Origin of the sequence: Kitasatospora sp. NPDC048298 (assembly GCF_043201465.1) — a bacterium.
In the GTDB taxonomy this organism is placed as follows: domain Bacteria; phylum Actinomycetota; class Actinomycetes; order Streptomycetales; family Streptomycetaceae; genus Kitasatospora.
The window spans coordinates 1-12,380 of sequence record NZ_JBICYZ010000070.1; the positions used below are offsets into that span (position 1 = coordinate 1).

Below are 12,380 nucleotides of genomic sequence, written 5' to 3' on the forward strand. Positions count from 1 at the left end.
GACCGCCACCCCACCCGCATCCACACACTCTGCACCCAACACGCCATCGCAGCAGCGGCCTGACCCAGATCAAATACTTCGCCAGCAGAGTCGCCAGGCCGACTTCCTGTGCCTGCTGGTGCATTGTTCGGGGGCTTCGACGGCTACCCCCGCTTCGGGCTGCATGAGAAGTCGGCGAGGTCGACTTCCTGTGCACGGGAGTGCCGCCCGGGTGAAGCAGTATGGGTGCCGATGTCCCGTGCCTCTCCAGGGTGCTGCGTGAGAAGTCGGTTCGCCCGACTTCTTGTGCTGGCCGGCCGGACGATTCCCCGATGCCATGTGCTGCGCCTCCCTGCGCAGGAAGTCGGCCAGGTCGACTTCTCGTGCAGTAGTTGGGGTGGGGTTGGTGGGTGGCGTAGTTCTCGGCGGTGGTGAAGAAAGCTTTCTCCTGGCCACGAGGGTCTCTGGGCTGCGTGCTGCCGGTTCGGTGTTGCGTACGGTTGCCCCGGTGGTGCGCAGGAAGTCGGGTGGGCCGACTTCCTGCGCCTGATGGTGCTTTGCTCTGGGGGTTTCGATGGCCGACCCGCGCTTCGGGTTGCGTGGGAGATCGGCGGGGCTGACTCTGCGGCTCGGGCGGTGCTTGGTGGTCCGTTGCGCGAGAAGTCGAATGGGCCGACTTCTCGCGCAGCAGGGGGTGTGGTCAGTGGGTGGCGTAGTACTCGGCGAGGGTGAAGAAAGCTTTCTTCGGGTCCCAGGGGACGCCGGGGTAGGTGGTGGCCAGGCGGTCCTCGTAGGTCTTGGTGATGCCGTAGCTGGCGAGGTCGAGGTCGTCGCGGGGGTCGCCGTTCGGGCGGTGGACGTGGTCGTAGAGGGCGAGGGTGAAGACGAAGGTGGCGTCGATGCCGCCGGTGTCGAAGGCTTCCAGCAGTTCGCGCAGGTGGGCGGCCTGTGCGGCCTCGTCGCGCTGGTAGGTGCCGTCGAGGCGGACCGGTCCGTTGTCGTCGTACTCGACGACGTCCAGGCCGAGTGCGCCGCGGTCGCCGGCGCCGCGGTAGGTGGCGGAGCCGAACTCGGTGACGGCGACCGGCTTGCCCTGGGCCGTGAGGTCGCGGACGCCGTCGGCGAAGCGGTCGGCGGTCTCGGCGGAGCGGTACAGGTCCAGCGAGACCAGGTCGAAGGGCTCCCAGTCCACCCGCTCCAGCGGCACCGCGGCGTACGTGACCCGCCCGCCGAAGCGCTCGCGTACCGTGGCCACCGCCCGGTCGAGGAACGCGTTGACCCGGCCGCTGACCGCGCCGAGGTGTTCGCGCACCTGCTCGGGCCGGGCGAGCAGGGCGATCCGCTCGCCGGTGTCGGCACCGGGCAGGAAGCCCGGGTTCATCAGGCTGAGCTCGGCGCCTGCCACGAACACCACCTCGGCCCCGCCCTGCCGCAGTCGTTCCGCGCGCTCGGCGCAGTCGGCGAACAGCTCCAGCATCTCCTCCGCGGTGAGCTCCAGAGGGTACGGGGAGTACCAGATCTCCAGGCCGAGCGCGGCGGCCCGCCGGGCGGCGAGCTCGATCCGGTCGGCGTCGCCGCCCATGATGCGGACCGCGTCGCAGTGCAGCTCGTCCCGGATGATCCGCAGCTCGCGTTCCACCACCTCTGGGTCGAACCGGGCCCGGGAGTACGTCCCGTTCCTGACGAATCCGGTGTCGTAGCTGATTCCCTTGGTACGCATGCTTTCCTGCCTTTCCGGCGAGAGGAAATTTACGGTACGCCCAGTACCGTAGTTGCCTGGAGTCGCCGACGGCAAGAAGGATGGGGGCGGTCTACGGAGAGGGCGGCGGCATGGCCGGGCAGACGCGGCGGCGCGGGGCGGCGCTGGAGGAGGCGATCCTGCGGGCGGCGGTGGAGGAGCTCACCGACGCCGGGTTCGCCGGACTGACCATGGACAAGGTCGCCGCCCGCGCCGGCACCAACAAGAACGCCATCTACCGCCGCTGGCCCAACCGGCTGGCGCTCGGCCTCGCCGCGTACAAGCAGCTCGCGAAGGCGGCCCCGGTCCCGGACACCGGTGAACTGCGCGGCGACGCACTGGAGTTGCTGCGCCAGGCGAACCGCCACTGGAGTTCCCCGCTGGGTGCCGTGCTGCGCGAGCTGCTGGCCGCGGCCGGCGGTTCGACGGAGTTCCTGGCGCAGCTGCAGGACCAGTCCGGCGACGCCGCGGCCGCCCCCTGGCTCACCGTCCTGGGCCGTGCGGTCGCCCGCGGCGAGGCGGCCCCCGAGGTGCTGCACCCCCGGGTGGCGACGGTGGCGGTGGTGCTGCTGCGCAACGAGTTCGTGGTGCGCGGGGTGCCGATCGCGCCGGACGACGTCCTGGTGGAGATCGTGGACGAGGTGTACCTGCCGCTGGTGCGCGGACGGGCGCAGGGCTAGCGAGCCGCGTTCCACCGGCCGCCGGGCACGCTTCCCGCGCCGGGCCGTTGTCGCAGGTCACCCGTAGGGTTCGACCGTGAACGTTCCCGAGGTCATCCCGATCAAGCACGAGCCCGACTACCGCACCGACACCATCGGCCGCTGGCAGGGCGGCCAGTTCCTCGCCTCGGCCCTCTGTCTCGGCGTCGGTCGGTACTACGCCGTCCTGCACCGCTTCGACGCCGCCGGTCGGCACCTCGACTCGCAGATACGCTCCACCGACGCGGAGCCGGAGGCCGAGCGCCTGTTGGCGGAGTGGCTCGACGCCCTGCCGGGCCGGGAGTACGGGGACATCGCGATCGCCCCGTTCGCCGTGCACGTCGACGGCGAGCTGTTCGGCCTGGTCCGCGAGGACTACGAGGAGGACGAGGTGGACGAGGACGCCGGGGAGGACGAGCGGGTCCACTTCGAGCTGTACCCGGACGGCCTCGGCTTCGACGCCCCCTGGTGCGGCCGCTACGACACCTGAGCCGTTCCGGCCGCCCGTCGCCGCGGGTGCGTCACCACGGCGCCACCCGGTAGTCCTTGAGGAACACCCCCGACACCGGGTCCCCGGCCTCGCCGCGGACGATCGGGTCGTAGACCCGGGCCGCGCCGTCCACGATGTCCAGCGGGGTGCGGAACCCCTGGGCGGCGAGGTGGGCCTTCTTCGGGGCCGGGTTCTCGTCGGTGATCCAGCCGGTGTCGACGGCGCACATGTGCACGCCCCGGGTGGCGAGTTCGGCGGCGCTGGTGCGGGTGAGCATGTTGAGCGCGGCCTTCGCCATGTTGGTGTGCGGGTGCCGGGCGGTCTTGTTGCGGACGGCGAACCGGCCCTCCACCGCCGTGACGTTGACGATGTAGCGGGCGGGGTGCGGCGAGGTCAGCAGCAGGGGGAGCAGCCGGTCGCAGAGCAGGGCCGGGGCCAGCGCGTTGACCAGCTGGGTCTCCAGGACCTCCGCCGGGTCGAGCGAACCGAGCGTGGCGGACCAGGAGTTGGCGGGCGCGAGGTCGGGCAGCAGCCCGGCCTCGTCGGCGATATCCAGCAACAACCCGGCGCCCGAAGGCAGTTGGGCGAGACCGGTGACCGGCCGGAAGCCGGGCGCGTGGTCGATCGCCCGGCGGTCGGCGGCGGGTAGGGCGTCCTGCTCGCCCGCGGCCAGCAGCGCGTACGACTCCGGCGGACGGCGCAGGGTCTGCGCGGCGTTGTTGACCAGGATGTCGAGCGGGCGCCCCTCGGCGCGCAGCCGCTCGGTCAGGCCGATGACCTGACGCGGGTCGCGGAGGTCGATGCCGACGACGCTGAGCCGGTCCCACCACTGCCCGCTGCCCTCGGCGGCGCGGAAGCGGCGGACGGTGTCCTGCGGGAAGCGGCTGGTGACGATCAGGTCGGCACCGTCCCGCAGCATCATCAGGGCGAGCTGGAAGCCGATCTTCACCCGCCCGCCGGTGAGCAGCGCCCGGCGCCCGCGCAGGTCGGTGCCCAGGGCCCGGCGGGCGGTGTTGTCGGCCGCGCAGTCGGGGCAGAGCATGTGGTAGAAGCCGTCGACCTGGCGGTACGGCTGCTTGCAGACGTAGCACTTGCGCGGCACCAGCAGCTCGCCGACCGGCCCGTTCGCGGGCGTCAGCGGCGCGTCCTCGCGGCGGGTCCGGCTGCCGGTCGCGGTGGTGGCGAGCAGATCGGCGTCGGTCTGCCGCAGGGCCTGCCGGGCCTCCTGGCGGCGGCGCTTGCGGCTCTCCATCACGAAGGAGCTGAGCTGCCGCTCGGCGTGCAGCCGGGTGCGGTCGTGGGCGGGGAGCGCCCGCAGCCGGCCGAGGGTGCGGCTGAAGGCGGCGAGTTCCTCGGCGGTGACGTCGCCGGCGCAGGCGGCGTCGCCCGCCGGATGGATGGTGATCAGCTGGTCGTGGTCGTCCCGGACCGTCATGTCCGCCCCCTCGTGCCGTACAGGTGGGAGGGACTGTAACGGACGGTCCGGGACGATGAGATGCCAATTTCCGCCGGTGGGTGACGTCAGGTGGTGATCTCAGGTGGTGGCCTCGGGTGGTGACGTGAGGCCGTGGCGCGGGGTGGTGATGTGCGGCCGGCGGTGGCCCGTGGGCTCAGCCCGCGTACTGGCCGAGGATCTTCGCGAACTCGTACGGCTGCTGCGGGATGTTGGTGCACGTGGACAGCGAGCCCCCGGTGCAGGCGTTGGCGTCCCGGGTGGCGTCCCAGAAGGAGAGCATCCCGATGTGGTTCTGCCGGGCGAAGGCCACCAACTGCTGGGCGTCGGCCTGGTTGTAGATCTGGTGGTCGTCGTTCTCGCCGATCATCGGGGTGACGCCGACCATCGCCCACAGCTGGGCGTCGGTCTTCGCCGGGTAGAGCGCCTTGAGCTGGCCGAACAGCGACTGCGCGGCCTGCACGGCGGCGTTGCCGTAGTCGGTCCCGCTGCGGTAGTAGTCCATCGCCATGATGTTGACCAGGTCGACGGCCACCCCGGCGTCCCGGGCGGACTTGACGATGGCGACGCCCTCGGCGGTCAGGCCCTCGGGCAGGACGGGCAGGGTGAAGGAGATCCTGAGGCCGGGGTGGGCCTGCTTCAGCTTGGCGAGCGCGGCGGAGCGGCGCTCGTTGGCGGCGGTGTCGGCGATGGCCGCGCCCTCGATGTCGAAGTCGACGTAGCGCAGGCCGTAGGCGTTCACCACGGCGTCGTACTCGGCGAACAGCGAGTCCACCGTGGTGCAGGCGGCGGCGAGTTCGGTGCCGGCCGCGCCGCCGAAGGAGACCTTGACGTCGCCGCCGGCCGCGCGCAGCGCGTCCACCTGGTCCTTGGCCCAGGCGGTGCGCGGGTCGTAGGCGTTGAACCAGCTGGCCTTGCAGCCGACGCCGGTGACGAAGCCCATCGTGTAGCCCTTGAGGCCGCCCGCCTTGGCCATGGCGGGCATCGAGGGGGTCGGCCAGGCGCCCATGTCGATGTACGGGGCGACCGGGAGCGCGACGTTCGGCGCCGGGGTGGTCGGGCCGCCGGTGGGCGTGCCGGTCGGGCTGCCGGTCGGGCTCGGCGGGGTCGAACTCGGCGGCGGGGTAGACGGGTTGCCGCCGCCGGGGCCGGTCAGGACGACGTCGTCGGCGAGGTAGCCGCCCTGCCCGTACCAGCCGTGCAGGTAGACGGTGACGCTGGTGGTGGCCGGTCCGGTGGTGAAACTGGTGGACAGCTGCTGCCAGTTGGCGCCGCCCGCGGTCCAGGTGGCCGGGTCGGTGACGCCGCTGCCGGTGGCGCCGAGGTAGACGTACTGGCCCTGCACCCAGGCGCTGAGGGTGTACTTGGTGTTGGGCTGGACGCTGACGGTCTGGCCGCACTGCGCGGTGTCGCCGGCGCTCACCGCCCCCTTGAGGGCGTACGTCCCGCTGTGCGCACCGGAGTTGACCACGCTGCCGGTGCCGGCGGAGCAGCTCCAGGGGCCGAGCGCACCGCTCTCCAGGCCGCCGTTGGCGAGCAGGTTCCCGTCGGCGGCGCCGGCGTTCCCGGCGAGGGCGGCCAGGCCTCCGGCGGCGAGCGCGGTGGCGGCGGCGAGGCTCAGCAGGGTGGTCCGGCGGGCGGGGCGGCGGTGCGTGGGGGCGTGCTGGGGCGCGCTGGGCATGGGGGTGCCTCTCGGGACGTGGTGGCCGCCCGCGCCGCGAGGGGGGAGACACGGGGCGGGCGGCGGCCTGGGGGTGGTCCGGTGCGTGGGGAGCGCGGTGCTGAGCATCAAACTGGACTAGACCAGCTGTGCACGTCAAGCACTTCCCGGGCCCGTACGCTTCACCGAGGGCAGGTTTTAGGAACGGTTAAGACGGCGGCGCCGGCGGTGGTCTGTGGCCTCCAACCGGCCTCCAGTCAGCCGCCGGCCGGTCAGTCGCAGCAGGACTTGCACTCCTTGACCTGGACGTTGTCGATCACCGGCCCGTACGCGCCGGCCACGGTGCTGCTGAAGCCCAGGGTGGTGGTGGGGTTCTGCGCGACGAAGGTGAACTGCCGCCCCACGTAACCCATCGCGGCGGTCGTCCGACCGGTGACGTCGAAGCTGAACGCCTGGAAGTCCTGGCCGTCGATCCGGGCCACGCCGGTCCGCACCGGGACGCCGCCCGCCGGGTTGCCGGCCAGCGCGTACGTCACCGTGTAGGTGGTGCCGGGCACGGTGGTGAAGGTCTGGGCGACGCTGCCGGGGGTGCTGCCGTTGAGGTCGACGGACTGGTCGCCCTCGGCGGCCTGCCAGAAGCCCGCGCCGATCAGGTCGACGTTGCCCGCGGTGATCCGCCACGGGCCGATGGCCTGGCCCGTGCCCAGGGTGGCGAAGGCGTTCGCCGGGGCCTTGGGGTACTCGAAGCCGCCGCCGTCGAAGCGGCCGGCCGTGCGGTGCCCGCCGTCGGCCTGCGCCGGGGCGGTGAGTGCGGTGGCGGTGGCCGCGAGCAGGGCGACGGCGGCGATGCGGGTGCGCGAGAGCGACATGTGTTCCCCAACTTCCCTGGTGGGCGGCTGTGTTGGTCGGCCGTGGTCAGAGCGTCGACGGTCGCGGCCGACCCTGCCAAGTCCGGACCGGTGGCGCCCGGTGGTGCGGGCGGTTCGTGAGCGGGCTCTCGCGCGCCGGTTTGGCGGGTGGCCACCGGTGATGGCCGGGTGAAAGATCAGGGGGCGAACAACGAGGGTTGACGGCCGGAGGCTTCGTACCCGGTGGTGAAACCGGAAGCGCGCGCCCCGCTCACACCCCTACGGTGGGCCGATGACCATACGAACCAGCTTCGACGCCCCCCGGATCTGCTTCCTCGGCGACTCCTTCGTCCAGGGGCTCGGCGACCCGGAGTTCCGCGGCTGGGTCGGCCGGGTGCTGCAGGCCGCCGCCCCGGGCGCCACCGCCTTCAACCTCGGTGTCCGGCGCGAGACTTCGGCGCAGGTGCGGCGCCGCTGGCGGACCGAGGTCGAGGCGCGGACCGTCCCCGGCGCGGACAACCGGCTGGTGCTCTCCTTCGGCGCCAACGACGCGATGGTCGAGGACGGAGTGCCACGGGTGGCACCCGACCGGACCCTGCGGAACCTCGCGGCGCTGCTCGACGACGCCCGCGAACTCGGCCTCGGCGCCCTGGTGGTCGGTCCGCCGCCGGTGGTCTGCGGGGGAGCGGCCCACCGGGAACGGCTGCGGCGGCTCGTTCCGGCGATGGCCGGGACCTGCGCCGCGTCCGAGGTCCCCTTCGTCGACGTCACCGAGGCCCTGGCGGCCGATCCGGTCTGGACGGCCGAGACGGCGGCCGGGGACGGCGCGCACCCGGGATCGGGCGGGTACGGGCGGCTCGCGGAGCTGGTCCTGGCGGGCGGTTTTCGGGATTGGATTGGGAACAGGGCCGAACTCGACCGGCTCCGAACGGGCTTGACCTTGAGTGCACTCCAAGGTGAATGCTGAGGGCGTTGATCACGCACCACCGCACGCACCACCACGCTTACACCCGCGGCGGCCACCACGGACCCCGCGGAACCCACGATGGGAGCACCGTCATGCGCAACGCCTCGTTCGGTACCAGCGGCCCCGAGATCGGCGTCATCGGTCTCGGCTGCATGGGCATGACCTGGGCCTACGACATGCAGAGCCGGGACGACGAGAACTCGGTCCGGGTAATCCGGCAGGCGCTGGACCTCGGCGTCGGCCTGATCGACACCGCCGACATGTACGGCCCGTACACCAACGAGGAGGTGGTCGGCGCCGCGCTGGCGGGCCCGTACCGGGAGCGCGCCTTCCTGGCCACCAAGGTGGGCATCGTGCCGGGCGGCTCGGGCCAGCACGAGCGCAACGGCCGCCCCGAGCACGTGCGCCGCTCGATCGACGAGAGCCTGCGCCGGCTGGGCACCGACCACGTCGACCTCTACCAGCTGCACCGGGTCGACCCGGACGTCCCGATCGAGGAGACCTGGGGCGCGTTCGCCGAGGTCGTCGCGGCGGGCAAGGCGCGCAGCATCGGCCTCTCCGAGGCGACGGTCGAGGAGATCAAGCGGGCGCAGTCCGTGCACCCGGTGGCCTCGGTGCAGTCCGAGCTGTCGCTGTGGACCCGGGACGTGCTGGCCGACGTGCTGCCGTACACCGAGTCGCAGGGCATCGCCTTCCTGCCGTTCTCCCCGCTCGGCCGCGGCTTTCTGACCGGCGGCATCACGTCCTTCGAGGAGCTGCCCGAGGGCGACTTCCGGCGCCGGCTGCCGCGCTTCCAGCAGGACGCGCTGAAGGCCAACCTGGAGCTGGTCGGGAGGGTCCGGACGGTCGCCGGACGGATCGGCGCCACCCCCGCGCAGGTCGCGCTGGCCTGGGTGCTGGCGCAGGGCCGCTACGTCTTCCCGATCCCGGGCACCAGGACGCCGCGCTACCTGGAGGACAACGTGGGCGCGGCCGCGGTCGAGCTCTCGGCGGCGGACCTGGCCGAACTGGACGCGCTGCCGGCCGCGACCGGCGGGCGCTACTGACGGTGGTGCCGACGTCCGGGCGCCACTGACGGTGCTGCCGACGTCCGGGCGCCACTGACGGGCCGCTTCTGACGGTGCCGCGACCGGCGGGCGTCACCGACGGTGCCGTCGACGCCCGGACGGCAGCCGGTCAGCGCTCCATCACCCACACCAGCTGCCGTCCGGTCTCGCCCGGAGCCCGGACGGCGGCCTCGGCGATCCGGTCCAGCCGGTAGCCGAGCTTGCGCGGGACGGCCGCGCTGGCGCCGTTCGCCTGGTCGCAGCGGATCTCCACCCGAGTGATCCCGGGCAGCGCCAGCGCGGCCTCGGTCAGCGCCCCGGCCGCGGCGGTGGCGATGCCGCGGCCGACGTGCCCGGCGGCGACCCAGTAGCCGATCTCCAGCCCGCCCGGGCCGATCCGCCCGTGCAGGCCGAGGGCGCCGATCACACCGCCGGGTTCGGCGTCCAGGCCGGCCAGGTACATGAAGTCGGTGCCGGCCTCCCAGGCGGCCGCGCCGGCCCTGGTCAGCTCGGCGGTCTGTGCCCGGGAGGGGGCCTCGGCCGCCCACTCCATCCAGGGCCGCAGGTGCTCCAGGTTGGCGCGGACGGCCCGGTTCAGCGCCGCCGCGTGGGTGCTGCGGCGCCGCCGCAGCCAGAGGCCGCCGGGCAGCCGCAGCTGTTCCGGCGGCCGCCCGGCGGTCGCCTCCACGACCGGCGGAGCGAGGCCACAGGACCGTGACTGTGCTTGGCTCATGACGGCGATTATCACCTTGGCCAGGACCTGTCAGCACCCGGATTGCCTCCGGCGGCGGGCGCGTCCGGCCACGAGCCGGTGCTGACCGGCCCGGCCGCGCCCGGTCGCACCCCGGCGCGTCAGAGCCGGACCATCACCTCGTCCAGGTCCTTGCGCCGCAGGTCCGGCACGCGCGCCCCCTCGGCGGGGTAGCCGACCGGGATCACGTACGCCGCGCGCTCCTCCGCCGGGCGGTCGCACACCTCGTTGAGGAACTTCATCGGGCTCGGGGTGTGGGTCAGCGTGGCCAGTCCGGCCTGGTGCAGCGTGGCCAGCAGCAGACCGACCGCGATCCCCACCGACTCCTTGGTGTAGTACGGGCGCGGCGAGTCGGGGCCCTTGTGCACCTCGAACACCACGATCACGGCCGGCGCGTCCTCCAGGAACGGCTTGCGCCAGTCGGTGCCGATCGGGGCGAGCGCGGCCAGCCACTCCTCCGACGCCCGGTGGCGGTAGAACTCGCGCTCCTCGGCCTCGGCCGCCTCGCGCAGCCGCCGCTTGCGCTCCGGGTCGGTGATCACCACGAACCGCCAGGGCTGGACGTGTGCGCCGCTGGGCGCGGTGCTCGCGGTCCGGACCGCCCACTCGACCACCCCGTCCGGGATCGGGCGGGTGGAGTAGTCGCGGACGGTCCGGCGCTGGGCCATCACCTCGTGGAAGGACCTGCTGCGGGCCTCGGCCTCGTGGGCGGGCACCGTCATGGGGGTGAGCGGGACGGTCGGGTGGGACGTTCCCGCCACGGCGCTGTCTGTGCTGTCAACCATGGCGGACAGCACAGCACATGACGGCCCCTCCGGGAAGAGGTACAGACCGAGAGGTAGAGACCAATCGCCGGTCGAGCGCCGACTCGGAGGCCGGCGCCGACTCGGAGGCCGGCACCGATCCGGAGGCCGGCACCGATCCGGAGGCCGGTACCGATCCGGAGACCGGTACCGATCCGGAGATCGGCACCGACCCGGAGGCCGGTGTCGACCCGGCCGCCCCAACCGGCTCAGTGCTCGTGCACCCGCCCGTCCCGGACCTCGATCCGCCGGTTCACCGACACCGTGTCCAGCATCCGCCGGTCGTGGGTGACCAGCAGCAGGGTGCCGGTGTACGAGCCGAGCGCCGACTCCAACTGCTCGATCGCGGGCAGGTCCAGGTGGTTGGTGGGCTCGTCCAGCACCAGCAGGTTCACCCCGCGGGCCTGCAGCAGCGCCAGCGCGGCCCGGGTGCGCTCGCCGGGGGAGAGGGTGTCGGCCGGGCGCAGCACGTGCACCGCCTTGAGGCCGAACTTGGCCAGCAGGGTGCGCACGTCCTCCGGTGAGAGCTCCGGCACGGCCGCCGCGAAGGCCTCCAGCAGCGGCTCCCCGCCGAGGAACAGCCCGCGCGCCTGGTCCACCTCGCCGACCACCACGCCGGAGCCCAGCGAGGCGCTGCCGGCGTCGAGTTCGAGCCGGCCCAGCAGGGCGGCCAGCAGTGTGGACTTGCCCGCGCCGTTGGCGCCGGTGATGGCGACCCGGTCGGCCCAGTCGATCTGCAGGTCCACGGGACCGAAGGCGAAGTCGCCGCGCGTGGCGCTCGCCCCGCGCAGGGTGGCGACCACCGAGCCGGAGCGCGGCGCGGTGGCGATCTCCATCCGCAGCTCCCACTCCTTGCGCGGCTCCTCGACCACGTCCAGCCGCTCGATCATCCGCTGGGTCTGCCGGGCCTTGGCGGCCTGCTTCTCGGTGGACTCGGTGCGCATCGCGCGGCCGATCTTGTCGTTGTCGGAGGACTTGCGGCGGGCGTTGCGCACGCCGTTCTCCATCCAGCCGCGCTGCATCCGCGCCCGGGCCTCCAGCCCGGCCTTGGTGTCGGCGTACTCCTCGTACTCCTCGCGGGCGTGCCGGCGGGCCACCGCGCGCTCCTCCAGGTACGCCTCGTAACCGCCGCCGTACAGGTTGATCTCCTGCTGGTGCAGGTCCAGCTCCAGCACCTTGGTCACGGTGCGGGCCAGGAACTCGCGGTCGTGACTGATCAGCACGGTGCCCGCGCGCAGGCCCTTGACGAAGGACTCCAGCCGCTCCAGGCCGTCCAGGTCGAGGTCGTTGGTGGGCTCGTCGAGCAGGAAGACGTCGTAGCGGGAGAGCAGCAGCGAGGCGAGGCCGGCCCGGGCGGCCTGGCCGCCGGACAGGGCGGTCATCGGCAGGTCCAGCGAGACCTTCAGCCCGAGCGAGTCGGCGACCTCCTCGGCGCGCTCCTCCAGGTCGGCGCCGCCGAGGTCCAGCCAGCGCTCCAGGCCGGTGGCGTACGCGTCGTCGGCGCCTGCCCGGCCCTCGACCAGGCCCTCGGTGGCCTCGTCCAGCGCGGCCTGCGCGGCCGCCACGCCGGTGCGGCGGGCCAGGAAGTCGCGCACCGACTCGCCCTCGCGGCGCTCCGGCTCCTGCGGCAGGTGGCCGACGTTGGCGCTCGCCGGGCTCAGCCGCAGCGACCCGCCCTCGGGGGTGTCCAGGCCGGCCAGCAGGCGCAGCAGGGTCGACTTGCCGGCGCCGTTCACGCCGACCAGGCCGATCACGTCGCCGGGGGCGATGACCAGGTCCAGGCCGGAGAAGAGGGTGCGTTCGCCGTGGCCGGCGCTGAGGTCCTTGACTACGAGTGTCGCGCTCATGATGGGGCCGATTGTAGGAGGAGCGGGGCGCGCGGCCGAAAAAGCGGAGGCCGCGGCTGTCCCGCCGCGGCCCCCGCCCCCGGATCACCCGGGCCTGACG

General features: G+C 73.1%; 11 protein-coding genes. 4 read left to right on the forward strand and 7 right to left on the reverse strand.

Annotation, left to right across the window (positions count from 1 at the left end; all coding sequences use genetic code 11):
• Positions 1 to 679 precede the first annotated feature (679 nt).
• Positions 680 to 1,699: a hypothetical protein gene (locus ACGF0D_RS35470; protein WP_392923383.1), complete on the reverse strand. Its 1,020-nt coding sequence runs from the start codon at positions 1,697 to 1,699 to the stop codon at positions 680 to 682.
• Between the two features lie 110 nt (positions 1,700 to 1,809).
• Here ACGF0D_RS35470 and ACGF0D_RS35475 point away from each other — a divergent pair, with 110 nt between their 5' ends.
• Both ACGF0D_RS35475 and ACGF0D_RS35480 read left to right on the forward strand, forming a co-directional pair.
• Positions 1,810 to 2,397, forward strand: coding sequence for a TetR/AcrR family transcriptional regulator (locus tag ACGF0D_RS35475; RefSeq protein WP_392923385.1), 588 nt, complete (start codon positions 1,810 to 1,812; stop codon positions 2,395 to 2,397).
• Between the two features lie 76 nt (positions 2,398 to 2,473).
• Positions 2,474 to 2,905 carry a hypothetical protein gene (locus ACGF0D_RS35480; RefSeq protein WP_392923387.1) on the forward strand — a complete coding sequence of 144 codons (432 nt, stop codon included), beginning with the start codon at positions 2,474 to 2,476 and terminating at the stop codon, positions 2,903 to 2,905.
• Between the two features lie 31 nt (positions 2,906 to 2,936).
• On the opposite strand, the gene ACGF0D_RS35485 is transcribed toward ACGF0D_RS35480, so the two are convergent.
• The 3 genes from ACGF0D_RS35485 to ACGF0D_RS35495 all read right to left on the reverse strand — a co-directional run bounded on the left by ACGF0D_RS35485 (position 2,937) and on the right by ACGF0D_RS35495 (position 6,887).
• Complete coding sequence (locus tag ACGF0D_RS35485) at positions 2,937 to 4,340, reverse strand: SDR family NAD(P)-dependent oxidoreductase (RefSeq protein WP_392923389.1); 1,404 nt, start codon at positions 4,338 to 4,340, stop codon at positions 2,937 to 2,939.
• A 175-nt stretch (positions 4,341 to 4,515) separates the two neighbouring features.
• Positions 4,516 to 6,039, reverse strand: coding sequence for a carbohydrate binding domain-containing protein (locus ACGF0D_RS35490; RefSeq protein ID WP_392923390.1), 1,524 nt, complete (start codon positions 6,037 to 6,039; stop codon positions 4,516 to 4,518).
• 251 nt (positions 6,040 to 6,290) lie between these two features.
• A complete protein-coding gene (locus ACGF0D_RS35495) occupies positions 6,291 to 6,887 on the reverse strand; it encodes a choice-of-anchor C family protein (protein ID WP_392923392.1) in 597 nt (198 codons plus the stop codon).
• 271 nt (positions 6,888 to 7,158) lie between these two features.
• Between ACGF0D_RS35495 and ACGF0D_RS35500 the strand changes: the two genes are divergently transcribed.
• Together ACGF0D_RS35500 and ACGF0D_RS35505 are read left to right on the forward strand one after the other, a co-directional pair.
• The gene (locus ACGF0D_RS35500; protein ID WP_392868912.1) at positions 7,159 to 7,833 is read left to right on the forward strand and encodes a GDSL-type esterase/lipase family protein; all 675 of its coding nucleotides are present in this window, start codon (positions 7,159 to 7,161) and stop codon (positions 7,831 to 7,833) included.
• 92 nt (positions 7,834 to 7,925) lie between these two features.
• Positions 7,926 to 8,879, forward strand: coding sequence for an aldo/keto reductase (locus ACGF0D_RS35505; protein WP_392868910.1), 954 nt, complete (start codon positions 7,926 to 7,928; stop codon positions 8,877 to 8,879).
• 130 nt (positions 8,880 to 9,009) lie between these two features.
• Here the strand turns inward: ACGF0D_RS35505 and ACGF0D_RS35510 are convergent, their stop codons facing one another.
• The 3 genes from ACGF0D_RS35510 to ACGF0D_RS35520 form a co-directional block, all read right to left on the reverse strand.
• Positions 9,010 to 9,612, reverse strand: coding sequence for a GNAT family N-acetyltransferase (locus ACGF0D_RS35510; protein WP_392868908.1), 603 nt, complete (start codon positions 9,610 to 9,612; stop codon positions 9,010 to 9,012).
• A gap of 119 nt (positions 9,613 to 9,731) precedes the next feature.
• On the reverse strand, positions 9,732 to 10,415 hold the full coding sequence (locus ACGF0D_RS35515) for a nitroreductase family protein (protein WP_392868906.1): 684 nt from the start codon (positions 10,413 to 10,415) through the stop codon (positions 9,732 to 9,734).
• Between the two features lie 227 nt (positions 10,416 to 10,642).
• Positions 10,643 to 12,280 carry an ABC-F family ATP-binding cassette domain-containing protein gene (locus tag ACGF0D_RS35520; RefSeq protein WP_392868904.1) on the reverse strand — a complete coding sequence of 546 codons (1,638 nt, stop codon included), beginning with the start codon at positions 12,278 to 12,280 and terminating at the stop codon, positions 10,643 to 10,645.
• Between the last annotated feature and the right edge of the window lie 100 nt (positions 12,281 to 12,380).

Coding starts and splice junctions, on each gene's coding strand:
- ACGF0D_RS35475 (WP_392923385.1), top strand. CDS start 1,810: ATGGCCGGGCAGACGCGGCGGCGCGGGGCGGCGCTGGAGGAGGCGATC.
- ACGF0D_RS35470 (WP_392923383.1), bottom strand. CDS start 1,699: ATGCGTACCAAGGGAATCAGCTACGACACCGGATTCGTCAGGAACGGG.
- ACGF0D_RS35515 (WP_392868906.1), bottom strand. CDS start 10,415: ATGGTTGACAGCACAGACAGCGCCGTGGCGGGAACGTCCCACCCGACC.
- ACGF0D_RS35485 (WP_392923389.1), bottom strand. CDS start 4,340: ATGACGGTCCGGGACGACCACGACCAGCTGATCACCATCCATCCGGCG.
- ACGF0D_RS35510 (WP_392868908.1), bottom strand. CDS start 9,612: ATGAGCCAAGCACAGTCACGGTCCTGTGGCCTCGCTCCGCCGGTCGTG.
- ACGF0D_RS35505 (WP_392868910.1), top strand. CDS start 7,926: ATGCGCAACGCCTCGTTCGGTACCAGCGGCCCCGAGATCGGCGTCATC.
- ACGF0D_RS35495 (WP_392923392.1), bottom strand. CDS start 6,887: ATGTCGCTCTCGCGCACCCGCATCGCCGCCGTCGCCCTGCTCGCGGCC.
- ACGF0D_RS35500 (WP_392868912.1), top strand. CDS start 7,159: ATGACCATACGAACCAGCTTCGACGCCCCCCGGATCTGCTTCCTCGGC.
- ACGF0D_RS35520 (WP_392868904.1), bottom strand. CDS start 12,280: ATGAGCGCGACACTCGTAGTCAAGGACCTCAGCGCCGGCCACGGCGAA.
- ACGF0D_RS35490 (WP_392923390.1), bottom strand. CDS start 6,039: ATGCCCAGCGCGCCCCAGCACGCCCCCACGCACCGCCGCCCCGCCCGC.